Consider the following 24,412-nt stretch of genomic DNA (forward strand, 5'->3'; position numbering starts at 1 on the left):
AAAGACGTCTTTCATAACAATCTATCGCACTCCTCCCGCCCGCGGCCCGCGCAGCCCGAGCACCACCACGGCGACGAGGTTCACCGCGCTCCCGACCAGGAACCCCGTGCTGCCCCCGGCCACGCCCCACGTCGGAGCGAGCACCGCCATGAGCACCACCCCGACGACGAACCCGGCGACCGACGCCAGCGCCACCTGCCGCGACCGCCCGGACGCGAGCAGCAGCGCCGCGGGCACGAGCCCGACCGTGAACACCCACACGCCGACCATCAGGTACCGCAGGTCCGACACGGCCTCGGCCCCCTCGGCGGGGTAGACGAGCGGCAGGAACCACCCGGCGAGCCACGCCACGAGCCCGAACACCACGGCGGTCCCGCCGGTGAAGCCGCCGACGAGCAGGAGCACCCCGCGTGCGCGCAGCGACCCGCCGTCCGAGCGGTGGGCGAACGCCGGCACGAGGACCTGGCCCAGCGCCTGGCCGACCATCGACGCCGGGGTCGCCAGCGTGAACGCCGCCGCGTAGACACCGGCCTCGTGCGCCGAGACGGAGACCTGCGCCGAGATCATCGTCAGCTGCAGCAGCCCGTTCGAGGTCACGACCGCGAGCACGTTCCAGGCCGCGAAGGCGAGCACCCCTGCGGTCGGTTCCGGTGCGCCGGGAGCACGGTTCCCTCGCGGCCAGCAGGCGACGGCGAACACGGTGTACCCGACCGCCAGCGGCAGCAGTACGAGGGGCTCGAGCCGGGCGACGCACGCTGCGACGAGCAATCCGAGGGCGAGCAGGCTCGTGACCGTGTCCCACAGTGCGACGCGTGGCGCCCGGTCGTACCCGAGTTGCGCTCCGCGGGCGTAGCAGTACAGGCCGTACCCGACCACGACCCCGACCCCGCCGACGACCATGCCCGGGCTCGCTCCCCAGGCGAGCGCGACCGGCACGGTCACGGCGGCGAGCACGGCGCTCGACACCGCCATCGAGGCCCCGAGCAGCCGGTTCACCGCGGCGTCCGAGCGACGGCCGCGCAGTGCGATCGCCAGCACCCTCGACGCGGTGTTCCCCGCGGCGTTCGGCCAGAGCAGCGCGGTGAAGACCGACAGGGAGAGCAGGGCGGTGGTCTGCCCGAGGGTCTCGGTGCCGAACACCCGGCCGACGACGACGGTGACGAGCAGCTTCGCGAGCCCCTGCACGCCGATGCCGACGGTGGCGAGCAGCGCCGACGACGCGACGCGCCCGTGCCCGTCCGCGCGCCCGCCCGTGTGCCCGCTCACCGCGCCAGCGCCTGTTCGACCCAGCCCCGACGGTGCGCCCGCACCCCGAGGGTCACCGCCCGGACGCCGATGTAACCGAGCGCGAAGGCCGCCCAGAGCCCGGCGAGCGTCCCGCCGACCCACCAGAGCAGCGGCAGGTACACGACCAGGTTCACGAGCCCGGCGACGGCGAGGTAGCGCGCGTCCCCGGCACCGATGAGCACGCCGTCGAGCACGAACACGTAGCCGGCGACGGGCATCCCGACGGCGATGAGGACGAGCACGAGCGGCAGGGCCGAGCGCACCGAGGCGGAGTCGGAGAAGACCGGTCCGAGCAGTCCGCTCACCGCGAGGGTCAGCACCCCGAGCAGTGCCCCGCCGACGATGCCGAGCAGCACGAGCCGGCTCGTGACCAGCCGCACCCGGTCGGGATCGCGCGCGCCGAGCCCGTGGCCGACGAGCGCCTGCCCGGCGATCGCCAGGGCATCGAGTGCGAAGGCCAGGGTCGAGAACACCGTGAGACCGACCTGGGTGGTCGCCAGGCCGGTCGTGCCCAGGCCCGAGGCGGTCGCCACGGTCGCGAGCATCGCCACGCGCAACGACGCGGTGCGCAGGAACAGCCACGCCCCGGACCGGAGCGCCCGCACGACGCCGGACGCGCCCGGTCGCAGCGGTGCACCCGATGCCCGGGCCGCACGCACGGCGATCACGACGTACACGGCGGCCATCGCCCACTGCACGATCACGGTGCCGGCGGCGGACCCCTCGACGCCCCAGCCGGCGCCGTAGATGAGCACGGCGTTGAGCAGCCCGTTCGCCACGAAGCCGATCGTCGCCACGACGAGGGGTGTCCGCGTGTCCTGCAGGCCCCGCAACAGTCCGGTCGAGGCCGTCACGACCAGGATCCCGGGGAGCCCGATCAGCGACACCGTCAGGTACGCGGTCGCCGCGGTCGAGACCTCCGCCGCGGCGCCGAACAGCTCGACGAGCGGTCCGGCGAGCGGCCAGCCGACGAGTGCGAGCACGACACCGAGCCCGAGCGCGAGCCACATCCCGTCGATGCCGGCGTGCACCGCTCCGCGACGGTCGCCGCCGCCCAGCGCCCGGGCCACCGCGGGGGTCGTCGAGTACGCCAGGAAGACGAGCAGTCCGGTCACCGTCTGCAGCACGACGCTCGCCAGGCCCACGGCAGCCAGCGCCGTCGCCCCGAGGTGTCCGACGAGCGCCGTGTCGGTCAGCAGGAAGAGCGGCTCGACGACGAGCGCGCCGAGGGCCGGCAGCGCGAGCCGGACGATGTCCCGGTCGACCGACCGACGCTCGGTCGTCGCGGCGGGCGAGGTCGGTCGTGGCACCGGACCATCCTGCCGGAGTCGGAGCAGCACCGGTCCGTCCCGCCGTCGGTACGCTGCGCGCGTGGACCTCCTCGCGCTCGCGCCCGGCGCCGTCGGCATCGCCCTGAGCCCGCTGCCCGTCGCGTCCGTGGTCGTCCTGCTCGGGCACCGTCGCGGCTCCGCCCCCGCCGTCGCCTGCACCGCCGGATGGACCGTGGCCGTCGCCGCGGCGCTCGTCCTGGCGGTCGCGGTGGGGGAGCGGCTCCCCGTGCAGACGGCCGGTGGCTCGTCCGTCCAGGCGATCGTCGCCGTGGTCGCCGGGGTGGTGCTCGCCGCGCTCGCGGTCTGGCAGTGGACGGTCCGCCGGCTGCCGGACGGCTCCCCGTCGAGCACCCGCTGGGCGGACGTGGTCGAGCGGGTCGGTCCGGTGCACGGCTTCGGGCTCGGGATGCTGCTGTTCTGCAACCCGAAGGCGGTCGTGCTCGCCCTGACCGCGGGGCTCGCGTTCGGGGACGCCGAGCCCGACCCCGGCGAGGCACTGCTCGCCGGCGCGGCCTTCGTCGTGGTCGCCGCGTCGACGACGGTGCTGCCCGTGGTCCTCGTGCTCGCGGCCGGTCGTCGCGCTCGCCGTCCCCTCGCCGCGGTGCGCGCGGGCATCGCCCGGTGGGGCTCCGTCGGACTGGTCGCGGTGCTCGCCGTCCTGGCGGTGGTCCAGCTCACCGTCGGCGTGGTCGGTCTCCGCTGACGCTGGCCGACAGGGCGGGTGCGCGCAGGACCGGACCGCGGACGGAACGGACGGGAGGCCCGTGGCGGGGTCGCCACGGGCCTCCCGTCCGGTGGTCCCGCCGTCAGTCCGCGCGCGGCTCTGCCGGGATCGCCCCGGTGGCGGCGCGCGCCTCGTCCGACGCGCGGGGCGTCGCCGGGTCCGTGCCGCGGGCCCGCCCGACCAGGTCCATCAGGTGGTGGACGACGATCGCGGCGACCGTGCCGACGATGATGCCGCCGAAGGTCGCGCCGCCGAACGAGAACGTGAAGTCGGCGATGCCCATGATCAGCGCGATGCCGGCGGTCAGCTGGTTCTTCGGCTTGGCGAAGTCGACGCGGTTCTCGACCCAGATGCGGATGCCGATGACGCCGATCAGTCCGTACAGGGCGGTGGTCGCACCGCCGAGCACCCCGGCCGGCACCGAGGAGATGACCATGCCGACCTTCGGCGACAGCCCCAGCAGGATCGCGACGATCGCGGCGACCCAGTACGCGGCCGTCGAGAAGACGCGGGTCGCAGCCATCACGCCGATGTTCTCGCCGTAGGTCGTGGTGGCGGAACCGCCGCCGGCACCGGCGAGCACGGTCGAGACGCCGTCGGCGAAGAGCGCGCGACCCGTCAGCGGGGTGAGGTCACGGCCGGTCAGCTGTCCGACGCCCTTGACGTGACCGACGTTCTCGGCGACCAGGGCGAGCACGACCGGCACGAAGCCGAGGTAGATCGCGAGCTGGCCCGGGTCGAAGGCCGGGGCGGTGAAGGTCGGCAGGCCGATCCACGGGGCGGCGCTGACCGTCGACAGGTCGACCTGGCCGGAGAGCAGGGCGGCGACGTAGCCGACGAGGACACCGATGACGATGGACAGGCGACCGAGCAGTCCCTTGAACAGCACCGTGACCAGGATGATCGCCGCGAGGGTGATCAGCGCGACGACCGGGGCCTTCGCGAAGTTGTCGCGGGCGGCCGGCGCGAGGTTGAAGCCGATCAGGGCGACGATCGCTCCCGACACCACCGGGGGCATGAGGCGGTCGATCCACCCGGCCCCGGCGAGGTGCACGATCGCGCCGACCAGGGCGAGCAGCACGCCGACCACGATGATCCCGGACAGCGCGAGCGGGATGCCGCCGATCTTCGTCGCGGCGCCGATCGGGGCGAGGAAGGCGAACGACGAGCCGAGGTAGCTCGGCAGCCGGTTGCCGGTGATCAGCAGGAAGAGGATCGTGCCGACGCCGCTGAAGAGCAGGGTCGTCGAGGGCGGGAAGCCCGTGATGAGCGGCACGAGGAAGGTGGCACCGAACATCGCGACGACGTGCTGGACGCCGAGCCCGATGGTGCGTCCCCAGGAGAGGCGCTCGTCCGGCGCCACGATGGTCGAGGAGGAGACGGTCGCGCCGTCACCGTGCAGCTTCCAGCCGAGTCCCATGGCAGCACCGTAGCGGCTGCGCGGCTCACGGTGCGGGCTCGCGGGTCCCGCTGGTGCTAGTGCCCGCCGGTGTCCACGCCCCGCGACTCCTCGCGACGCCGGACGACGAGGGTCCCGATGCCCTGCACCACGAAGAACACGGCGGAGGCGGCGAGGAGGACCGCCACGGCGACCGCGCCGGCGGACAGCCCCCTCGCGACGAGCTGCACGACCGCGACCGTGAGGAAGACGCCACCCATCACGATGACGACGACGGGGTTCTGCGCGACGAGGAAGCGTCGTCCGCCGTTCGCGTCGGCGACCGCCCGGGAGCGGGCCTGCGCCACCGCGTCGGGAGACCGGCCGTCGCGACGATCAGCGGCTCGGCGACGTGCACGCACACCGAACCAGACGACGGCACCGATCACGACCGCAGCTCCGTACGCGATCGGGCTCGGAGCCTGGAGCAACCCCGACACGAACAGCACCACGATGCCCGTGACGATGCCGGCGACCGACGCGGTCGTCCAGGTGTCGGTGCGGCCGTCGACCCCGGTGACGTAGCCCGGGCGCTTCGCGTACGGGTCGTGCGGCTGCTGCTCGTCGTCGCGCGACGGTGCGTTCGCTTTCGGTCGGGATCCCACCGAGCAGAACGTACGCGCGCGTCCTGGGGCTCGCAGGAGCCGGCACGCGCGTCCTGACGTGACACTGCTGGCTCCGTCCCGACGCGGACCCGGTGGCTATCGTGGAGCGCATGACCGACGTCGCACGCACCTCAGGGATCCACACCGACGAGCTCGACCCGGCCGTCCGCCCGCAGGACGACCTCTACCGGCACGTGAACGGGACGTGGATCGCGCAGACGCCGATCCCCGACGACAAGGCGCGGTACGGCTCGTTCACCGTGCTCGCCGAGGACGCCGAGGTCGCCGTGCGCGAGATCGTCGAGCGCTCCCAGCAGGCCGCACCCGGCACCGAGGAGCGCAAGGTCGGTGACCTGTACACGTCCTTCACCGACGAGGAGCGGCTCGAGGCCCTCGGCACCGGACCGATCGACCCGCTGCTCGGCGAGATCGACGCCGTCGAGACCACCGACGACGTCATCGCGATGGTCGGACGCTTCGAGCGCCTGGGCCTGCCCGGCTTCGTCCAGCTCTTCGTCGACAACGACCCGGGTGACCCGGAGTCGTACGTCGTCTTCCTCGAGCAGTCCGGCCTGGGCCTGCCCGACGAGTCGTACTACCGCGAGGAGCGCTTCGCCGACATCCGGTCGAAGTACCGCGAGTTCGTCGCGTCGATGTTCCCGCTCGCGGGCTTCGCCGACGCCGGGCAGAGCACCGAGGCCGTCATCGCGCTGGAGACGGCGCTCGCCGCGGCGCACTGGGACAACGTGACGACCCGCGACAGCCAGAAGACCTACAACAAGATGACCTGGGACGAGGTCGCCGCGCTCGCGAACGGCGCCGACCTGCACCTGTGGTGGCAGGCGATCGGTGCCCCGGCGGGCGCCTTCGAGACCGTGGTCGTGCGCGAGCCGTCGTTCATCACCGGCCTGGCCGAGCTCCTGCGCTCCCAGCCGCTCGACGCGTGGAAGGACTGGCTGCGCTGGCAGGTCATCCGCGGCTCCGCGGCGTACCTGACGAGCGCGATGTCCGCCACGAACTTCTCGTTCTACGGCACGGCGCTCACCGGTGCGCCGAAGCAGCGCGAGCGCTGGAAGCGCGGCGTCTCGCTGGTCGAGGGCGCGATGGGCGAGGCCGTCGGTCGCATCTACGTGCAGGAGCACTTCGACGAGACGTCCAAGGCCGAGATGGACGACCTCGTCGCCAACCTGGTCGAGGCGTACCGGCAGAGCATCACCGCGCTCGACTGGATGACCGACGAGACCCGCGCCCGTGCCCTCGACAAGCTCGACAAGTTCACGCCGAAGATCGGCTACCCGGTGACGTGGCGCGACTACTCGGCCCTGTCGGTCAGCCCCGACGACCTGATCGGCAACGTCCGGGCCGTCGCGAGCTTCGCGGTCGACCGCGAGCTGGGCAAGATCGGGAAGCCGATCGACCGCGACGAGTGGTTCATGACCCCGCAGACGATCAACGCGTACTACAACCCGGGGTTCAACGAGATCGTCTTCCCGGCGGCGATCCTGCAGTTCCCGTTCTTCGAGGCGTCGCGCGACGCCGCCGCGAACTACGGCGCGATCGGTGCCGTCATCGGGCACGAGATCGGACACGGCTTCGACGACCAGGGCTCGCAGTACGACGGGGACGGCCGACTGCAGAACTGGTGGACCGAGGCCGACCGCACGGCGTTCGAGGAGCGCACGAAGGCCCTCATCGCCCAGTACGACGCGCTCGTACCGACCGAGGTGCCGGACGGCCACGTCAACGGCGCGCTGACCATCGGCGAGAACATCGGTGACCTCGGCGGGCTGTCGATCGCGTGGAAGGCGTACCTGCTGTCCCTCGACGGCCAGGAGCCCCCGGTCGTGGACGGGCTGTCCGGCGCCGAGCGCTTCTTCCTCAGCTGGGCACAGGCCTGGCGGATGGCGATCCGTCCGGAGGAGGCAGCGCGTCTGCTGAGCATCGACCCGCACTCGCCGAACGAGTTCCGCTGCAACCAGATCGTGCGGAACATCGACGGCTTCTACGAGGCCTTCGGCGTCACCGAGTCGGACACGATGTACCTCGACCCGGCCGAGCGCGTCGCGATCTGGTGATGACCGAGCCGGACGCGGCTCCGTCGTCCGAGCCGAGCGCTGACCACAGCGGGACACCCAGCGCTGCGCCGGGCGAGACGCCGGGCGCCGACACCGGTGCCTCCCGCCGTCCCCGCCGCCGACACCAGGTCGGCGGCGGGAACGGCGCTCGTGCGCGCGGACGTCACCGTGGCGGGGCCGACGAGCGGTTCGGCGCGACGGTCGACGCCCTCGGTTCGATCGCCCGTGACGGTGCCGCCGTCAGCGCGTCGATCATCGACACGTCGACCGGCAAGGCCCTGCTCGCCGTCGACGACACCCTGGTGCAGCCGGTCGCGAGCCTCGGTCGCGTGCTCCTGCTCATCGAGGTCGCGGCGCAGCTCGAGGACGGCCGGCTGCACGGCGACCGGCTCCAGCGGATGGCACGGGACACCGCCACCGGCGCCGGGCTGTGGCAGTTCCTGCAGGAACCGACGATGCAGGTGCCGGACCTGGCGACCCTGGTCGGGGCGACGGCGGACGCGTGGGCGATGAACGCACTGCTGTCGACCGTCGGCATCGACGCGGTGCGGCAGCGGGCCGAGGCGCTCGGCATCGACCGCACGGCACTCATCGACCGCGTGCGGGACCGGCGCGGTCCCGACGACGCCCCCGACGCCTCCGTGGCGCCGGCAGGCGAGCTCGCCTGGCTGATGCGCGGCCTGGCCCTCGGCGAGGTCGTCGACGAGGCGGTGTCGAACCGGGTGCTCGGCTGGCTGAGCCTGGCGAGCGACACCACGCTCGTGGCGGGCTCGTTCGGCCTCGACCCCCTGGCGCACCGTGCGCTGGACCACGGGCTGCAGGCCGTCGTCGTGACCGGCTCGTCGACCGGCGTCCGCGCCGAGGCCGGCATCCTCCGGGGACCCGGCTCGTCGGTGAGCTACGCGGTCACGGTGACCTTCGACGACGCGACACTGCAGCGGCGGCTCGCGGTCGTCGAGGCCCTGCGCACGATGGGCACCGAGGTGCTCGAGGCCGTGCACACCCCCGCCCGCCGCTGACCAGCACGGACGAGCACGGACGGGCGGGCGCAGACGGGCGCCGGCGGGCGCGACGGGCGCCGGCGGGCGCGACGGCTCAGTCGGCCGCCTGCCCCTCCGGCACCAGGCCCTGCACGCTGAGCAGCCCCGCGTCGGTCGACCGGCACGCCGTGATGCCGGAGTCGCGCACGAACAGTGACTCGGTCGACCCGGGCGGGTACACGCGGAACCCGTCCGCGGACACCGGGTCGCACGTCGCCGTCGGGTAGTTCTCCGCCTGGGTGATCTTCAGCGGTGCGACGGCCACTGCGCCGGGCGCCAGCGTCACGGTCGGGTGCGCCGATGCCTCGTCACGGGTGGCCGGGGCGCCGATCTGCTCACCCGAGCCGCCGCCGACGAAGGAGACCCCGGGCCACCCCTGCAGCGTGCAGGTCGTGGAGCCGGTGTTGCGGAGCGCGAGGTGCACGTACGTGCTGCCGGCGGCCCCACCACTGCCGGACTCGACGCTGCCCGACAGCGATCCGGTGGTGCACCGGCCACCGTCGCCGCCGGACCCGCCACCCGCCGAGCCGCCCGACGACGACGACGCCGCCGACGACGAGGACGGAGCCGACGTCGCGGTGGAGGGTGACGAGCCCCCGGCCGACGCGGTCACGGTCTCGGTGGCCGTCGGCGCCGTGTCCGTACCGCCCGACGAACAGCCGGTGAGCGCGAGGGCGAGTACCACCCCGGTGCTCGCGAGGACGATGGGTGTGCGGGTGCTGCGGTGCATGCCTCGACGCAACACCGGCCCCCACCCACGGGACTCGGTGAGCGTCCAGTCGTCACGGGCACACTCGCGTCACAGCCAGGAACACGAGCGACGGAGGTCGGAACATGGCAGGCAAGCACGAGCAGGCACGCGGCGAGGACGGTCGGGCGGACGGCGTCGACACCCGCGCCGGCGCCTTCACCGACAGCGAGATCCCGGGCGAGCAGCACGTCGAGTCGCACGAGCCCGCGGGAGAGTTCGTCTCCAGCGACATCCCCGGCGAGACGCGGCCCCAGGGCGCGGGCGGCGCGGACGAGGGTGAGTACGTCGAGTCGGACATCCCCGGCGAGGCCGAGCCCACGCCGGACGGCGAGGCCGGGCACTACGTCGACAAGGACGAGTGAGGCGCCGAGGGGCACCGGTCGGAGCTGACCGGATCCTCAGGCGTCAGGACCTCAGTCGACCAGATCGGCGGCGACCAGCCGGCGGAGCGTCTCGACGCCCGCCGGCGGGCACCGGTCCGCGTCCGACGAGGTGACCCACTCCACCTCGTCCACCTCTGCGGAGGCGACGGGCGAGGCGGCGTCGGCGGTGCCTCCCGGCCGGACCCGGAACAGGGCCATGGCGACCATCGTCCCCTCGCCCTGGCCGTGCGCGGCCTCGGTCACCGTGCCGAACGGCTCGAGGTCCGCCTCGGTCAGGTGCAGCCCGGTCTCCTCGCGCGCCTCGCGGATCGCGGCTTCGACGTCGGTCTCGTGCGGCTCCGCCTTGCCGCCGGGCAGGTAGAGCACGTCGCGTCCGCGGGCGCGCACCATCAGGACCTGCCGGTCACGGACCAGCAGCAGCGCGCTGACGCGCAACGTGCGGGGGACTGCCGGGAGGCTCAGCTCGCGTCCGCCTCGCCGGTGCGGTCCGTCGAGACGGGGCACTCGGGCGCGGTGCGCTCCGCGAGCGGCACGATCGGCGACGGCAGCTCCGCCTCGGGCTCCGGGTGCACGCCGAACAGGGCGTCGAGCGCCCCGACGAACTCCTCGCCGCGACCGGCGCGACCGAGCTCACGCGCGCGCACCGAGGGGCGGTGCAGCAGGACCCCGACCAGGTGCCGGAGGGCCCGTTCGGTCTGCTCGACGGACTCCGGGTCGCCGTCGCGACGCTTCGCGCGGTCGATCTCGTCGTCGAGGATGTCGAAGACGTGCTTGCGGAAGGCCACGAGCGCCGGCGTGGTCGACTGCTCGAGCGCCTGCGCACGGAAGCGCGACACGGCGTCGTCGACCATCTGACGCGCCTCGGACTCGGCGTTCAGCTCGGCGATCGGCGCGTGGATGCTGATCGTCTCGAGGTCGAGCAGCTCGACGCCCTCGACGTGGGCCGCGTCGGGGTCGACGTTGCGGGGCAGCCCGAGGTCGATGACGATGCGGCGCTGGCCGTCGGCGAGGTCGGCCGGTTCGACGACCGGGACCTCGCTCGAGGTGCAGGTGATGACGACGTCGCTCGTGCCGATCGCCTGGCGCAGGTCGGTCGCGGCGACCAGGTCGTGCTTCGCGGCGAACCAGGGCGCGCGGCCGGACGGCGAGAAGACCTGGATGTTCGCGGCACCGCGGTCGCGCAGCGCGGCGATGGTGGTGGCCGCGTAGCTGCCGGTACCGACGAGCAGCACGCGGGTCCGGGCCCAGTCGGTGATGCGCGACGAGGCGAGCTCGAGCCCGAGACGGACCAGCGACCGGCCGGCGGCACCGATGCGGGTGCGGGTCTTGACGCCGCGGGAGGTGTGCGCTGCCTCCTGGAACAGGCGCTCGAGGTCGGACGTCGTGGTGCCGTTGGCGCGGGCGTCCTCGAGTGCCCGGCGGACCTGGCCGGAGATCTCGGTCTCGCCGACGACGACGGACTCGAGTCCGCTGGACACGGCGAACAGGTGCTGCACGACGTCCCCGCCGCCGAGCACGCTGACGGAGTCGAGGACCTCGGCGGGCACGAGGTCGCTGGCGGTGGCGACGGCGTCGACGGTGGCCGACACGGCGGAGTCACGATCGTCGCCCGCGATGTCGAGGTAGGCCTCGAAGCGGTTGCAGGTGGCGAGGACGACGGCTCCGTCGAGCACGTCGGAGTCCGTCACCAGACGGCTCGCGGCGGTCGGTGCGCCGATGCTCAGTCGCTCCAGGAGGTCGAAGCTGGCGTTGCGGTGCGACGCCGTGAGACAGATGAGCACGTCTTCCATCGTAACTCGCGCTCGGGCCACCGGCTGTTCGCCCTCCGCGTGCACAGCAGACTGTGCGGTGGCGCCCGTGTCCGGGGCGGGTCGTGCCCGGCCGCGGATGGAACAATCGGTGGGTGACCTCCGCCGCACCCGCCGCCCTGCCCGACAGCCACCCGCTCGTGACCGGCAGGACCTCGGGGTCGCCGCTCGTCCGGGCGCTCCGCGGGGACCGTCCGGAGACGCTGCCCGTGTGGTTCATGCGGCAGGCCGGCCGGTCGCTGCCGGAGTACCGGGAGCTGCGGGTCGGCACCGCGATGCTCGACGCCTGCCTCGACCCGGCGCTGGCGTCCGAGATCACCCTGCAGCCGGTCCGTCGGCACGGGGTCGATGCCGGCATCTTCTTCAGCGACATCGTCGTGCCGATCAAGCTCGCGGGCGTGGACGTCGAGATCGTCCCCGGTCGTGGCCCGGTGCTCGGGTCCCCGATCCGCACGGCGGCCGACGTGGACGCGCTCGCCCCGCTCGACCCGGGTGCCCTGGCGCCGATCACCGAGGCCGTGCAGCGCACCGTCGCCGAGCTCGGGGACACCCCGCTCATCGGCTTCGCGGGCGCACCGTTCACGCTCGCCGCCTACCTGGTCGAGGGCGGCCCCTCGAAGGACCACATCCGCGCGCGCACGCTCATGCACAGCGACCCGGAGACCTGGGCACGGCTGCTCGACTGGGCCGCCGGCGTCTCGGGCGCCTTCCTCCGTGCGCAGGTGACAGCCGGTGCCTCGGCCGCGCAGCTCTTCGACTCGTGGGTCGGCTCGCTCTCCCGCCGGGACTACGTCGCCTCGGTGGCCCCGCACTCGGCGACGGCGCTGTCGCACGTGGCGGACCTCGGTGTCCCGCGCATCCACTTCGGCGTCGGCAGCGGCGAGGTCCTGCACGAGATGACGACGCTCGGCGACCCGTCGGACGCCGTCGCGGTCGACGCCGTGGGTGTCGACTGGCGTGTCCCGCTCGACGATGCCGTCCGTCGCGTCGGCACCGGCGTCACCGTGCAGGGCAACATCGACCCCGCGATGCTCGCCGCCCCGTGGGAGGTGCTCGAGGCCCACGTGCGCGACGTCGTCCGCCGTGGCGGCACTGCCCGTGCGCACGTGGTCAACCTGGGCCACGGTGTCCCGCCGGAGACCGACCCGACCGTGCTCACCCGCGTGGTCGAACTGGTCCACGGGCTGGGCGACGGCCGGGGCGACGGGACCGGAGCCGCGGCGTGACCGACGTCGTCGTGGTCGGCGGTGGGGTCGCCGGCCTGGTCGCCGCCCGTGACCTGGCCGAGGGCGGCGCGCACGTCGTGCTCGTCGAGGCCGGGGAGCGCCTGGGCGGGATGATCCGCCGGCACACCGTCGCCGGGCTCGACCTCGACATGGGCGCGGAGTCCTTCGCGACCCGCACCGACGCCGTCGAGCGGCTCGCGATCGAGCTCGGCCTCGGGAACGACGTCGTGTCGCCCGACCCCCGCGGTGCGTGGCTGATGACGCGCGACGGCCGGACGGCCCCGATCCCGCAGACCGGCTTCCTCGGGATCCCGGGCAGCCCGATGGCCGCCGACGTCCTCGCGGTGGTCGGCCAGGGCGGTGGCCTCCGCGCACAGATGGACTCGCTGCTGCCGTCACCCGTCGGTGCCCGGGCACAGTCGCTCGGTGCCCTCGTGCGGAAGCGCATGGGGGAGCGCGTGCTCGACGACCTGGTCGTCCCGGTCGCGGGCGGCGTGTACTCCACGCACCCCGACCAGCTCGACCCCGACCGCGTGGCCCCGGGGCTCCGTGCGGCCCTGCAGCGTGAGGGCTCCCTCGCCCGCGCCGTGCTCGCCCTGCGCTCCCGGTCCGCCGCGGGCTCGGCGGTGCAGGGCATCCGCGGCGGCATCGCCCGGCTCGTGGACGAGCTCGTGGCCGACCTCGAGACCCACCGCGTCGACGTCCGGACGGGCACCCGCGCCACCGCGGTCGAGCGCTTCGCCGTCGAGACCGTGGCAGCGGACGGCACCCGCGAGCGCCTGCCCGCACAGCACGTCCTCGCGTCGACGGCCGACCCGGGCCGGACCGCGGCGGCCGACCGCACCGGCATCGAGCTCGTCACCCTGGTCGTCGACCAGCCCGAGCTCGACGCCGGGCCGCGCGGGACCGGGATGCTCGTGCACCCGGAGGCCGCCGGGGTCGGGGCGAAGGCCCTGACGCACGCGACGGTGAAGTGGCCCTGGCTGGCCGAGGCGGCCGCGGGCCGCCACGTCCTGCGGCTCAGCTACGCGACCGCACCCCACGATCCGGTGACCGGTGACGACGGGGTGGGGACGAGCCTCCCGGTCGACCCGGAGGACACCGTCGGCGCCCGCGCCGTCCGGGACGCGACCGCGCTCCTGGGCGTCCCCGTGACCGCGGACCGTGTGCAGGGCGCCGCCCGCGTCCGCTGGTACGGGCCGGACCTGACCGCAGCCGGCTTGGCCGAGGGGGTCGTCGGCATCGGCGAGACCTCCTCCGGCCGCGGTCTGGCGGGCATCGTCGCCGCGGCCCGGGCGTCCGCTGCACGCATCCTGGGATCCTGAGCGGACCGAGGAGCACCCGAGGGCTACTGTGGACCAACGCCGGACGTATTCCGTTCGGCGCATGACCACCGCACACCCTCAACAACGGAGGATCGCACATGCGAGGCAAGCTCCTGTTCGTCGCCGGCGCCGCACTCGGGTACGTCCTGGGATCGCGAGCCGGACGGGCGCGGTACGAGCAGATCAAGACCGTCAGCGGCAAGATCTGGAACAACGGCAACGTCCAGAAGGGCGTGCACCAGGCCGAGGAGTTCATCCAGGACAAGGGCCCGGACGTCGCCGAGTTCGTCGGTGAGCAGACCAAGAAGGTCGTCCGCAAGGTCAGCCAGAAGAAGGACTCGACCACCTCATGACCGACACCCGCGACCGCAAGTCGCGATCGTTGTTCGGTCTGGTCGGGGACATCCCGAAGCTGGTCAAGAACCTCGTCAAGGGCGAGATCGACCTGCTGAAGGCCGAGATGATCGCCAAGGCGAAGGTGTTCGGCCTCGCCGCCGGGCTCCTCATCGGCGCGCTCGTCATCGTGCTGTACGCGATCGGCGTGCTGCTGACCGCTGCCGTGATGGGCCTCGCGACCGTGATGCCGGCGTGGCTCGCAGCCCTGCTGCTCGCCGTCGTCATGCTCATCGTGGCCGGCATCCTCGGCTTCGTCGGCTGGAAGCGCTTCCAGAAGGGCCTGCCCCTCACCCCGAAGCGCACGATCGACAGCGTCAAGGACGACATCAACGCCGTGAAGGGCATGGGCAACAAGCCCGGCCAGCACGACCGGATCACCCGCTCCTGAGCGGGACGACCGACACCCCCACCGGAGGACCCCTGTGACCGATCAGCACGACGACCTGGCGAACCGCGTCGCGGCGACCCGCACGCAGCTGTTCGAGACCCTCGACGCCATCGAGGACAAGCTCAACGTCCCGAAGCAGCTCGGCATCGCGGCGTCCAGGGTCAAGCAGGGGATCGACGAGAAGCCGGTGCCGTACCTGGCCGGCCTCGCAGCCGGTGTGGCGGTGGTCGGGAGTATCGTCGTAGCGGTGCTCCGACGGCGGTAGACCGCCTCTGATCGGTGGTCTCCCGGACGCGGCGCGCAGCCACGACCCAGGCAACCGACAAGACGAGGAACCATGAGCTCCGACGTGCACGCAGCCACGCACGAGAACGTCCCCGACAACGCCGCCGCGCACGGCGGCATCCCGGCGCACGAGACCGACCCGGCGAGCGGGATCGACCCGAACCTCCTCACGGCGTACGCGCTGTGGGCCGTGTTCCGGCGTCCGCTCGGGCCGATCCACCGCGTCGGTGACGACGCCGTCGCCGAGCTCGACGCCGCGGTCGCCCGCGCCGCCGACCAGGGCGTGACGATCCGCGGTTTCTACGACGTCTCCGGCTTCCGGGCCGACGCCGACGTCATGATCTGGCTGCACGGCGACGACGCACAGGCGATCCAGGCCGCGCTCCGCGACCTCCGTCGCACGGCGTTGTTCCAGGACGCCGAGCCGGTCTGGCACGCGATGGCCATGCACCGCGAGGCCGAGTTCAACAAGCGCCACACCCCGGCGTTCCTGCGCGGCAAGGACCCCGAGGCCTGGATCACGGTGTACCCGTTCGTCCGGTCCTTCGAGTGGTACCTGCTGCCGGAGGAGGAGCGCTCGAAGATGCTCCGCGACCACGGCATCGCCGGCGCGAAGTACCGCCGCGTGCTCACCAACACGATCGCGACCTTCGCCCTCAGCGACTACGAGTGGATCCTGCCGCTCGAGAGCCCCGAGCTGGTCGACCTCGTCGACCTCATGCGCGACCTGCGCTACACCGAGGCGCGCCTGCACGTGCGCGAGGAGGTCCCCTTCTTCACCGGTCGTCGGGTGACGACCGCCGAACTGCCGGAGGTGCTGTCGTGACCGACACCAGCCAGATCACCAACGGGAAGGTCCTCGCCGCGACCCCCGCCGCGGCGGACGGCCCCGAGCACGTCGAGGTCCCGACCGCGTACGACGCGATCCTGCTCGCCGGCTTCGGCGGCCCCGAGGGCCAGGACGACGTCATCCCCTTCCTCCGCAACGTCACCCGCGGCCGCGGGATCCCGGACGAGCGTCTGGAGGAGGTGGCGCACCACTACCGCCACTTCGGCGGCGTGAGTCCGATCAACGCGCAGAACCGCGCGCTCAAGGCGGCGCTCGAGGGCGAACTCGCGAAGCGCGGCATCGACATGCCCGTGCTCTGGGGCAACCGGAACTGGGCGCCCTACCTCGAGGAGGCCTTCACCGAGGCCGCCGACAAGGGCTACACCAAGCTCATCGCCATCGCGACGAGCGCCTACTCGTCGTTCTCGAGCTGCCGCCAGTACCGCGAGGACTACGCCCGCGTGCTCACCGAGACCGGCCTGATCGACACGATCCAGGTCGACAAGGTCCGCCAGTTCTTCGACCACCCGGGCTTCGTGCGCCCGTTCGTCGACGGCGTGCGCGACGGCATGGCCCGCGCGATCCGCGAGAACGAGGGCCTCGACGTCGCGACCGAGCTGCACATCCTCTTCTCGACGCACTCGATCCCGTCCACCGACGCGGCGAAGTCGGGCCCCGACTACCGGGGCTTCGACGAGCACGGCGCGTACGAGGCCCAGCACCTCGCCGTCGGCGAGGTCGTCCTCGAGCAGGCCTGGAACGAGCTGCTCGAGCAGCCGGAGTTCGCGCACCTGCAGGGCACGTCGAAGCCCGCGTGGAAGCTCGTCTACCAGTCGCGGTCGGGCCCCCCGACGCAGCCGTGGCTCGAGCCCGACATCAACGACTACATGAACGAGGAGCTGAAGGGCGGCCCGACCCGCGCGGTGCTCATCGTCCCGCTCGGCTTCGTGAGCGACCACATGGAGGTCATGTGGGACCTCGACGAAGAGGCCACCGAGACCGCGGGTGAGCTCGGCTTCTGGTCGCTCCGCACGCAGACGCCCGGCGTGGACCCGGCGTACGTCGCCGGCCTCGTCGACCTGGTGCTCGAGCGCGTCAACGGCACGCCGACGACCGAGCGTCCGCACCTGACCGACATCGGCCCCTGGTACGACGTGTGCCGTCCGGGCTGCTGCGAGAACGTGCGCGCCGGGTTCAAGCCGGCCGCGGCCGGGGTCGCCCCGTGACGGACGCCGACAGCGCGACGCCTTCCGACGGCCCGGCCCCGATCCGGCTCGGCACCCGTGCCAGCCGACTCGCGGTCGCGCAGTCGCAGGACGTCGCCGACCGTCTCGCCAGGGCGGCGGGGCGTCCGGTCGAGCTCGTCACGGTGACGAGCGAGGGCGACACGAACCGCGCCTCGCTGGCGAGCCTCGGCGGCACGGGCGTCTTCGCCAGCGCCCTGCGCGAGGCCCTGGTCGCGGGCGAGGTCGACGTGCTCGTCCACTCGCTGAAGGACCTGCCGACCGCTCCGTACGAGGGGCTCACGATCGCGTCGGTCCCGAAGCGCGCGGACGCCCGTGACGTCCTGGTCGCCCGGAACGGCGCAACGGTGGAGACCCTGCCCGAGGGCGCGAAGGTCGGCACGGGCTCACCCCGCCGCGTCGCGCAGCTCAGGGCGAAGCGTCCCGACCTCGACGTCATCGACATCCGCGGGAACATCGACACCCGGCTCGGCCGCGTTGACGACGACCTCGACGCCGTGGTGCTGGCCGCCGCCGGCCTCGGCCGGATCGACCGGCTGGACGCGGCGACCGAGCTCCTCAACCTCGGCTTCTGGCCGAGCGCTCCCGGCCAGGGAGCACTCGCGGTCGAGATCCGGGCGGACGAGACCGACAAGGGCCTGCTCGCTGCGCTCCGCAAGCTCGACCACGCCCCGACGCGCCTCACGGTGACGGCCGAGCGCGAGGTCCTCGCGAAGCTCGAGGCCGGCTGCTCCGCCCCGATCGGTGCCACGGCGGTCGTCGATGCCGAGCTGCTGCTCGTGTCCGCGACGGTCTACCGCCCGGACGGTTCCGAGTACCGCACGGCGTCGCACGCGGCACACCTCGACGGGTCCGCGCAGGACCGTCTCGACGAGGCGCTCGAGGTCGCCGGTCGCGTGGCCGCCGAGCTCCTCGAGAACGGTGCCGCCGAGCTGGCGGACCTGGCGTCGACGGTGACCGGTGCCCCTGCCGAGGGCGACCACTCCGCCGGGCCCGGTCTCGCCACCCCCGCCGCCGAGCAGCCGGCGGACGACAGCTCCACGACGACGGCCTAGGCGGTCACCACGGACGACACCGCTCGCGTCGCGGACGAGGCACGGCCCCCGGTCGTCCTCGTCCCGCGCGGCGGTGCGTGGGGGGACGCGGTCGCCGCCGCGGCACGGGAGCGCGGGCTCGTGCCCGTCGTCGTCCCGCTCATCACGGACGCTCCGCCCGCCGACCCGGCGGACCTCGACGCGGCGCTCGTCCGGTTCGCAGATGCCGCGCTCGCCCCGTCCGTCGACCGCGCGTCGGGACCGTCCGTCGTCGACGCCCCGGCCGGGAGGCACGACACACCACCCGCGGTCGGCACGCGTCCCGGGGGAGTCGGCTCCGGAGCCCCCTGGCTCGTCGTGACCAGTGCGACGGCCGTGCGCGTGGTCGCCGGGCGCGTGCCGCGCCTCCCGGCCGGCGTCCGCGTGGCCTGCGTCGGCGACGCGACCGCGCGTGCTGCCCGGCAGGCCGGGTGGCCGGTCGACCTGGTGCCGGACGAGGAGTCCGCCGCCGGGCTCGCCGCGGCCCTGCCGACGGACGCCGGACCCGTGCTGTTCCCCCGATCCGAGATCGCCGCGACCACCCTGGTCGACGCACTGCGCGCCCGCGGCATCGCCGTGTCGGAGGTGGTGGCGTACCGTACCGTGGGGACGGGCCTCGATCCGATCGTCCTCGACCCCCCACCGGACGCCGTGCTCGTGACGAGCGGGAGCGTCGCCCGACAGGTCGCAGCGCGGATGACCCCGCTCGACCCGAGCACGCACGTCGCGTGCATCGGACCGTCCACCGCCGACGCCGCCCGTGCCGCGGGACTCCCCGTGCACGTGGTCGCCGCCGCTCGGTCCGCCGAAGCCCTGCTCGACGCCGTCGTCGAGACCCTCCACCCGAACCCCAGAACAGGAAGGTCATCGTGACCGGACGCTTCCCCCAGGTCCGCCCCCGTCGACTGCGGGCCACCCCCGCCATGCGACGACTCGTCGCCGAGACGCGGATCCACCCCGCCGAGCTCGTGCTGCCGATGTTCATCCGCGAGGGCGCCACCGATGCGATCGACATCTCGAGCATGCCGGGCGTGCAGCAGCACTCGCTCGATTCGTTCCGCCGGGCGCTGAACGAGGCCGCGGCGCAGGGCGTCGGCGGTGTGAACCTGTTCGGCGTGCCGACGTCGAAGGACGCCGAGGGCTCCGGTGCGACCGACCCCGACGGCATCCTGAACGTCGCGATCCGCGTGGCGAAGGAGGAGGTCGGTGACGCACTCGTCGTGCAGTCCGACCTGTGCCTCGACGAGTTCACCGACCACGGCCACTGCGGCGTGCTGGCCGCGGACGGCTCGGTCGACAACGACGCGACGCTCCTGCGGTACCGCGACATGGCGGTGGCCCAGGCCGAGGCGGGCGCGGAGCTCGTCTGCATGAGCGGCATGATGGACGGCCAGATCGCCGCCGCGCGCGACGCGCTCGACACCGCCGGCCACAGCGGCACGGCGCTGCTCGCGTACTCGGCGAAGTACGCGTCCGCGTTCTACGGTCCCTTCCGCGAGGCCGTCGCCTCGACCCTGCAGGGCGACCGACGGACGTACCAGATCGACGCCGCCGACGGCCGGCAGGGCCTGCGCGAGGTCCTGCTCGACATCGAGGAGGGCGCCGACATCGTCATGGTGAAGCCTGCGATGAGCTACCTCGACGTCCTCGCCCGCACCGCCGACGTCTCCGAGGTCCCCGTCTGGGCGTACCAGATCTCCGGCGAGTACGCGATGATCACGGCCGCCGCCCAGAACGGGTGGATCGACCGTGACGCCGCCGCGATGGAGGCCCTCGTCGGCATCAAGCGCGCCGGTGCGGACGCGATCCTGACGTACTTCGCCGTGGACATCGCACGGAAGCTCAACCAGGAGGCCGGCCTGCGCACGTCCGGCAGCACCGCGGCGGTGTCCGGCGTCGCCTCGACCGGGAAGGCCCCCGAATGACCACCACCGCTTCCACCGGCACCGCTCCGGTGTCGAACGACGAGCTGTTCGGCCGCGCGAAGGACAGCATCCCCGGCGGGGTGAACTCGCCCGTCCGCGCGTACGGCTCGGTCGGCGGCACGCCCCGGTTCCTGACCGCGGCGAACGGCCCCTACGTCACCGACGCCGAGGGGCGGCAGTACGTCGACCTCGTCGCGTCCTGGGGCCCCGCGATCCTCGGGCACGCGCACGCCGGCACGGTCGAGGCCGTGCAGCAGGCGGCATCCCGCGGCCTGTCCTTCGGGGCGTCGACCCCGGGGGAGACCGAGCTCGCCGAGCTCGTGAAGCAGCGCGTGCAGGTCGACGGCGACGGGCCGATCGAGAAGCTCCGCATGGTGTCGACCGGCACCGAGGCGACGATGACCGCCATCCGCCTGGCCCGCGGGTACACCGGCCGCGACCTCCTCGTGAAGTTCGCCGGGCACTACCACGGCCACTCGGACTCGCTGCTGGCCGAGGCCGGATCGGGTGTCGCGACGCTCGCGCTCCCGGGCAGTGCGGGCATCACCGCCGAGACCGCCGCGCAGACCCTGGTGCTGCCGTACAACGACCTCGACGCCGTCCGCGCCGCGTTCGACGAGCACTCCGAGCGCATCGCCGCCGTGATCGTCGAGTCCGCCGCCGCGAACATGGGCGTCCTCGCGCCGGAGCCCGGGTTCAACCGGGCGCTCGCGGAGATCACGCGGGCGCAGGGTGCGCTGCTCATCGTCGACGAGGTCCTGACCGGCTTCCGCGTCGGCCCGGCCGGCTGGTGGGGCCTCGAGGCCGACGGCACCGTCCCGGAGGGCACCGGGTGGAAGCCCGACCTCGTCACGTTCGGCAAGGTCATCGGCGGCGGCATGCCCCTCGCCGCGCTCGGTGGTCGTCGGGAGGTCATGGACTTCCTCGCACCGCTCGGGCCGGTCTACCAGGCGGGCACGCTGTCCGGGAACCCGCTCGCGGTCGCGGCCGGCACCGCCACGCTCCGGGCCGCGACGCCCGACGTGTACGCGCACCTGGACCGCACCGCGGCGAGGATCGCCGACGCCACGAGCGCCGCGCTCTCGGCCGAGGGGGTCGCGCACACCGTGCAGCACGCCGGCAACCTGTTCTCGTTCGCGTTCGTGGAGCAGGCACCGCGGAACTACGACGACGTCCGCGCGCAGGAGGCCTTCCGCTACGCACCGTTCTTCCACAGCATGCTCGACCAGGGCGTGACCCTGCCGCCGAGCGTGTTCGAGGCGTGGTTCGTCACGGCGGCGCACGACGACGAGGCCGTCGGCCGCGTGCTCGACGCGCTCCCCGCGGCCGCTCGCGCGGCTGCTGCCGCGACCGCGTAGGAGTCCCCTCGCAAGACGCAACGTCGGCGGTTCCGCGCAGCGACATCCCGCTGCGCGGAACCGCCGACGTTGCGTTGTGAAGGTCGGGGTGCGGTCGAGCTCGCGCTGGTGCGGAAACCGAGTGACATGTAGTGTTCCAGTGTGCTGAACACGACGCTGTCTTCGTACTTCCGCTCCGCGCGCGCTCGCCGACTCCTCGTCGACCTGGCCGTGACCGTCGCCTTCGCGTGCGTCATCTGGACGTACTCGCTCACGTACGACGGGTCGGTCGACAAGGGGGACCGGGTCGTCCAGACCTGGACCGGTTGGCACCTGGCGATCCCCGCCGTGACCGTCGCCCTGGTCGGGATCCGTCGGTTCGTGCCGTGGGTCGTGCTCCCCGCGCTGCTCGCAGTGGACTGGTACGACCGCTGGAAGTCCATCGGGAGCGAGCCCTTCGGTGTCGCGATGGGGCTGTTCGCCATCGCCAGCGAGCGTCCCTGGCGCCACACCCTCGTCGCGGGCGGTGTGGCGCTCACCGTGCTCGTGGCGTCGACACAGCTCATCGGCCGGACGACACGAGGGTTCTGGACGTGCCTGATCGTCTACACGTTCGGCATCGTCGCGGGATTGGCGGTGCGCCGTGCACAGGCCGCCCGATGGCGGGTGCTCCGGCTCCTCGCACAGTCGCGCATCGAGCGCAGGACGACCCAGCGCGCCGAGGAGCGAGCGGCGCTGGCCCTCGAGGTCCACGACGTCTGCTCCAACTCGCTCGCCGTCGTCAGTCGACTCAGCGAGGTCGCGCGCAGCCGTGTCACGACCGAGCCCGCCGAGGCGATGCGCCTCCTGGACGACGTCGCGCGCGTCGCACGGGACGGCATGACCGAGGTCCGACGGTTCGTCCGACTCGCCGAGAGCGACCCGGTCGACGGCGATGTCCACGCCATGATCGCGCGCGTCCGGGCGGTCGGCGTCCCGTTGAGGGCGACGATCTCGGGGGAGCCGCGGGACGAGCGGGTCGCAGCGACGGTGTACCGGGTGGTGCAGGAGGCCCTGACGAACGTGCTGCGCCACGCACGTCCGGCACGGGTCGACCTCGAGGTCCACCACGACCAGGACGGCGGGGTCTCCCTGCGGGTCCTGAACGACGGTGTGGTCGCCACCGTGCGCGGGTCCGGCCGCGGGACGCGTGGGATGGCCGAGCGCGTGGCGACGCTCGGGGGGAGCCTCCGAGTCGGGCCCGGGTATGAGGACGGCACCTGGTGCGTGGAGGCGGTCGTCCCTCCGGCCGGCGGCGACCTCGCGACCGCCCAGCGTCGTTCGACGGCGGTGGCACGGTGATCCGCGTCCTCGTCGTCGACGACCAGCACCTGCTCCGCACCGGGACCGCGATGGTGATCGGGACGGCGGACGACCTCGTCGTCGTGGGGGAGGCGCAGGACGGTCTCCAGGCCCTGGAACGGGTCGGTGTCCTCCGGCCGGACGTCGTCGTGACGGACGTCCGGATGCCGGGGATCGACGGCATCGAGACCACCAGGCGGATCACGGAGCGCTTCCCGGCCGTCAAGGTCCTCGTGCTCACGCAGTTCGACCTCGACGAGCACGTGTTCGGCGCCCTCGCCGCCGGCGCGAGCGGCTACCTGCTCAAGGAGAGCTCCGCCGCGGAGCTCTGCACTGCGGTCCGGACGGTGGCCGCGGGCGATGCGATCGTGGCGCCTCGAGCGTGCCGACGCCTGGTCGAGACGGTGAAGCCGGCGTTGCTCACGGCCCGCCCGCAGCAGGCTCCGGCCTCGCCCTTCGACGCCCTCAGTGCTCGGGAGCTCGACGTCGTCCGGGCCCTGGCGGACGGGTCGTCGAACGCCGAGGTGGCCCGGTCCCTCTTCATCTCCGAGGCGACCGTGAAGAGCCACGTCGCGAGCATCCTGCGGAAGCTCGGGGTCCGTGACCGCGTGCACATCGTCATCGAGGCGTTCCGCTGCGGGGTGGTCCAGGACTGATCGTCAGGGCAGGACGACGATCGGCGTCCCCAGCGGCAGTGCGTCGAGCTGCGCGACGGCATCCGGTCGGACCCGGATGCACCCGTGCGACACGCGGCCGCGGGGGTCCGGGTTGGCGTGGATCGCGATGAGCCCGCCGTCGGTGCCGGTGTACGGCTCGTCGGCTGCGGTCGCGTGCAGCGAGGTGAGCTGGATCGCCCCGGGCGCCAGCGCCTGCGCGGGGTCCACGTAGCGGGCCTGGAGGTAGCCGCTCACACCCGTCGGCGTCGGGGTGGAGTCCTGTCCGACTCCGACCTCGTGCCGGTGCGATCCCTGCGCTGTCGTGATCGTCATCGACTGCTCCGCCACGCGGACCGTGACCGAGGCGGTGGCTGGCTGCATCGCGGGCAGCTCGTCGGTCCGCGCCCACGCCGCCGTCTGCGCGGGTGCCCCCGACGCACCCGCCGCCGAGGGCAGCATCTGCCGGGCGGGCGTCAGGACGAGCGTCCAGTCGCCGGTCGTGGTCACCGCGGCGACGACGGTCGGTCCCCGCAGGAAGTTGCGCCCGGGGAGCACGGCGACCGGTTCTCCGTCGCGGGCCGCGTACAGCACGAGGTCGTGCTCGAGGAGCCCGGCGTGTGATGCCACAGCGTCGGGTCCGGGCAGGAGTGCGCCGATGACGGCGTCGTGCACGGCGACCGGCAGGTCCTCGGTGGGCGGACCGGCCGGTGCGGTGCTCGCCTCCGGGGAAGGGCTCGGTGTGGGGCTCGGCGGGGACTGGCCCTGCGCGGGTGACGTCGGGTGTGACGGACGCGGGTCCGTGGAGGTGGTGCTGCACGCCGACGCACCTGCCACGAGGGCAGCACCCACCGTGAGTCCGAGGCAACGGAGCGCCGCACGGCGGTCGAGGGTCATGGATCGGTCCTTTCGACGGTCCGGGGATCAGCGGTGGGGGGACGGCGGGGC

The 24,412-nt window shown here is 73.3% G+C and carries 25 protein-coding genes; 17 read left to right on the plus strand and 8 right to left on the minus strand.

The features are described from left to right. Nucleotides 1-21 precede the first annotated feature (21 nt). Nucleotides 22-1,266, minus strand: coding sequence for a lipopolysaccharide biosynthesis protein (locus tag ACH0A8_RS04405; protein WP_406906641.1), 1,245 nt, complete (start codon nt 1,264-1,266; stop codon nt 22-24). Next, nucleotides 1,263-2,597, minus strand: coding sequence for an MATE family efflux transporter (locus ACH0A8_RS04410; RefSeq protein ID WP_406906642.1), 1,335 nt, complete (start codon nt 2,595-2,597; stop codon nt 1,263-1,265). The genes ACH0A8_RS04405 and ACH0A8_RS04410 overlap by 4 nt, the downstream gene beginning before the upstream one ends. 61 nt (nt 2,598-2,658) lie before the next feature. On the opposite strand from ACH0A8_RS04410, the gene ACH0A8_RS04415 reads away from it, so the two are divergent. After that, on the plus strand, nt 2,659-3,321 hold the full coding sequence (locus ACH0A8_RS04415; RefSeq protein WP_406906644.1) for a GAP family protein: 663 nt from the start codon (nt 2,659-2,661) through the stop codon (nt 3,319-3,321). Between the two features lie 103 nt (nt 3,322-3,424). Here the strand turns inward: ACH0A8_RS04415 and ACH0A8_RS04420 are convergent, their stop codons facing one another. Further along, a complete protein-coding gene (locus ACH0A8_RS04420; RefSeq protein ID WP_406906646.1) occupies nt 3,425-4,762 on the minus strand; it encodes a uracil-xanthine permease family protein in 1,338 nt (445 codons plus the stop codon). 56 nt (nt 4,763-4,818) lie between these two features. Continuing rightward, nucleotides 4,819-5,385: a hypothetical protein gene (locus tag ACH0A8_RS04425; protein WP_406906648.1), complete on the minus strand. Its 567-nt coding sequence runs from the start codon at nt 5,383-5,385 to the stop codon at nt 4,819-4,821. Between the two features lie 110 nt (nt 5,386-5,495). Here ACH0A8_RS04425 and ACH0A8_RS04430 point away from each other — a divergent pair, with 110 nt between their 5' ends. Together ACH0A8_RS04430 and ACH0A8_RS04435 are read left to right on the plus strand one after the other, a co-directional pair. Then, on the plus strand, nt 5,496-7,460 hold the full coding sequence (locus ACH0A8_RS04430) for a M13 family metallopeptidase (RefSeq protein ID WP_406906649.1): 1,965 nt from the start codon (nt 5,496-5,498) through the stop codon (nt 7,458-7,460). Beyond that, complete coding sequence (locus ACH0A8_RS04435) at nt 7,460-8,479, plus strand: serine hydrolase (protein WP_081984526.1); 1,020 nt, start codon at nt 7,460-7,462, stop codon at nt 8,477-8,479. Before ACH0A8_RS04430 ends, ACH0A8_RS04435 begins: the two co-directional genes overlap by 1 nt. Before the next feature lie 76 nt (nt 8,480-8,555). Here the strand turns inward: ACH0A8_RS04435 and ACH0A8_RS04440 are convergent, their stop codons facing one another. Continuing rightward, nucleotides 8,556-9,230: a DUF4232 domain-containing protein gene (locus ACH0A8_RS04440; protein ID WP_209684670.1), complete on the minus strand. Its 675-nt coding sequence runs from the start codon at nt 9,228-9,230 to the stop codon at nt 8,556-8,558. 104 nt (nt 9,231-9,334) lie between these two features. On the opposite strand from ACH0A8_RS04440, the gene ACH0A8_RS04445 reads away from it, so the two are divergent. Continuing rightward, entirely contained in the window at nt 9,335-9,613 is a 279-nt protein-coding gene (locus tag ACH0A8_RS04445; RefSeq protein WP_209684668.1) for a hypothetical protein, read from the plus strand. A 51-nt stretch (nt 9,614-9,664) separates the two neighbouring features. Here ACH0A8_RS04445 and ACH0A8_RS04450 read toward each other — a convergent pair whose 3' ends face one another. Continuing rightward, nucleotides 9,665-10,069, minus strand: a complete 405-nt coding sequence (locus ACH0A8_RS04450; protein WP_406906652.1) for an NUDIX domain-containing protein — start codon at nt 10,067-10,069, stop codon at nt 9,665-9,667. 23 nt (nt 10,070-10,092) lie between these two features. Then, the gene (locus ACH0A8_RS04455) at nt 10,093-11,415 is read right to left on the minus strand and encodes a glutamyl-tRNA reductase (RefSeq protein WP_066657578.1); all 1,323 of its coding nucleotides are present in this window, start codon (nt 11,413-11,415) and stop codon (nt 10,093-10,095) included. Between the two features lie 122 nt (nt 11,416-11,537). Here ACH0A8_RS04455 and hemE point away from each other — a divergent pair, with 122 nt between their 5' ends. The 13 genes from hemE (at nt 11,538) to ACH0A8_RS04520 (ending at nt 23,467) form a co-directional block, all read left to right on the plus strand. Then, nucleotides 11,538-12,668 (plus strand): uroporphyrinogen decarboxylase, encoded by a 1,131-nt coding sequence (gene hemE / locus ACH0A8_RS04460; protein WP_406906654.1) that lies wholly within the window; start codon nt 11,538-11,540, stop codon nt 12,666-12,668. Then, nucleotides 12,665-13,993, plus strand: a complete 1,329-nt coding sequence (locus ACH0A8_RS04465) for an FAD-dependent oxidoreductase (protein ID WP_209684664.1) — start codon at nt 12,665-12,667, stop codon at nt 13,991-13,993. The genes hemE and ACH0A8_RS04465 overlap by 4 nt, the downstream gene beginning before the upstream one ends. Before the next feature lie 98 nt (nt 13,994-14,091). Then, nucleotides 14,092-14,346 (plus strand): hypothetical protein, encoded by a 255-nt coding sequence (locus ACH0A8_RS04470; RefSeq protein WP_066651317.1) that lies wholly within the window; start codon nt 14,092-14,094, stop codon nt 14,344-14,346. After that, on the plus strand, nt 14,343-14,777 hold the full coding sequence (locus tag ACH0A8_RS04475) for a phage holin family protein (RefSeq protein ID WP_406906656.1): 435 nt from the start codon (nt 14,343-14,345) through the stop codon (nt 14,775-14,777). The genes ACH0A8_RS04470 and ACH0A8_RS04475 overlap by 4 nt, the downstream gene beginning before the upstream one ends. 34 nt (nt 14,778-14,811) lie before the next feature. Then, nucleotides 14,812-15,042 (plus strand): DUF3618 domain-containing protein, encoded by a 231-nt coding sequence (locus ACH0A8_RS04480; RefSeq protein ID WP_066651325.1) that lies wholly within the window; start codon nt 14,812-14,814, stop codon nt 15,040-15,042. Between the two features lie 72 nt (nt 15,043-15,114). Further along, nucleotides 15,115-15,888 carry a hydrogen peroxide-dependent heme synthase gene (gene hemQ, locus ACH0A8_RS04485; RefSeq protein WP_245172028.1) on the plus strand — a complete coding sequence of 258 codons (774 nt, stop codon included), beginning with the start codon at nt 15,115-15,117 and terminating at the stop codon, nt 15,886-15,888. Next, the gene (locus tag ACH0A8_RS04490) at nt 15,885-17,117 is read left to right on the plus strand and encodes a ferrochelatase (RefSeq protein ID WP_209684662.1); all 1,233 of its coding nucleotides are present in this window, start codon (nt 15,885-15,887) and stop codon (nt 17,115-17,117) included. The genes hemQ and ACH0A8_RS04490 overlap by 4 nt, the downstream gene beginning before the upstream one ends. Further along, entirely contained in the window at nt 17,114-18,190 is a 1,077-nt protein-coding gene (gene hemC, locus ACH0A8_RS04495) for a hydroxymethylbilane synthase (RefSeq protein WP_406906658.1), read from the plus strand. The genes ACH0A8_RS04490 and hemC overlap by 4 nt, the downstream gene beginning before the upstream one ends. Nucleotides 18,191-18,310: 120 nt before the next feature. Further along, the gene (locus tag ACH0A8_RS04500) at nt 18,311-19,081 is read left to right on the plus strand and encodes a uroporphyrinogen-III synthase (RefSeq protein WP_209684658.1); all 771 of its coding nucleotides are present in this window, start codon (nt 18,311-18,313) and stop codon (nt 19,079-19,081) included. Then, nucleotides 19,078-20,133: a porphobilinogen synthase gene (hemB, locus tag ACH0A8_RS04505; RefSeq protein WP_271825934.1), complete on the plus strand. Its 1,056-nt coding sequence runs from the start codon at nt 19,078-19,080 to the stop codon at nt 20,131-20,133. The genes ACH0A8_RS04500 and hemB overlap by 4 nt, the downstream gene beginning before the upstream one ends. Continuing rightward, nucleotides 20,130-21,491, plus strand: a complete 1,362-nt coding sequence (gene hemL, locus ACH0A8_RS04510; RefSeq protein WP_066651335.1) for a glutamate-1-semialdehyde 2,1-aminomutase — start codon at nt 20,130-20,132, stop codon at nt 21,489-21,491. The genes hemB and hemL overlap by 4 nt, the downstream gene beginning before the upstream one ends. Before the next feature lie 141 nt (nt 21,492-21,632). Next, entirely contained in the window at nt 21,633-22,811 is a 1,179-nt protein-coding gene (locus tag ACH0A8_RS04515; protein ID WP_271825935.1) for a sensor histidine kinase, read from the plus strand. Beyond that, the gene (locus ACH0A8_RS04520; RefSeq protein ID WP_209684654.1) at nt 22,808-23,467 is read left to right on the plus strand and encodes a response regulator transcription factor; all 660 of its coding nucleotides are present in this window, start codon (nt 22,808-22,810) and stop codon (nt 23,465-23,467) included. The genes ACH0A8_RS04515 and ACH0A8_RS04520 overlap by 4 nt, the downstream gene beginning before the upstream one ends. 3 nt (nt 23,468-23,470) lie before the next feature. On the opposite strand, the gene ACH0A8_RS04525 is transcribed toward ACH0A8_RS04520, so the two are convergent. Next, nucleotides 23,471-24,361, minus strand: coding sequence for a L,D-transpeptidase (locus tag ACH0A8_RS04525; protein ID WP_271825936.1), 891 nt, complete (start codon nt 24,359-24,361; stop codon nt 23,471-23,473). Between the last annotated feature and the right edge of the window lie 51 nt (nt 24,362-24,412).

This window comes from Curtobacterium sp. 179-B 9B NHS, assembly GCF_045370965.1.
Taxonomy (GTDB): domain Bacteria; phylum Actinomycetota; class Actinomycetes; order Actinomycetales; family Microbacteriaceae; genus Curtobacterium.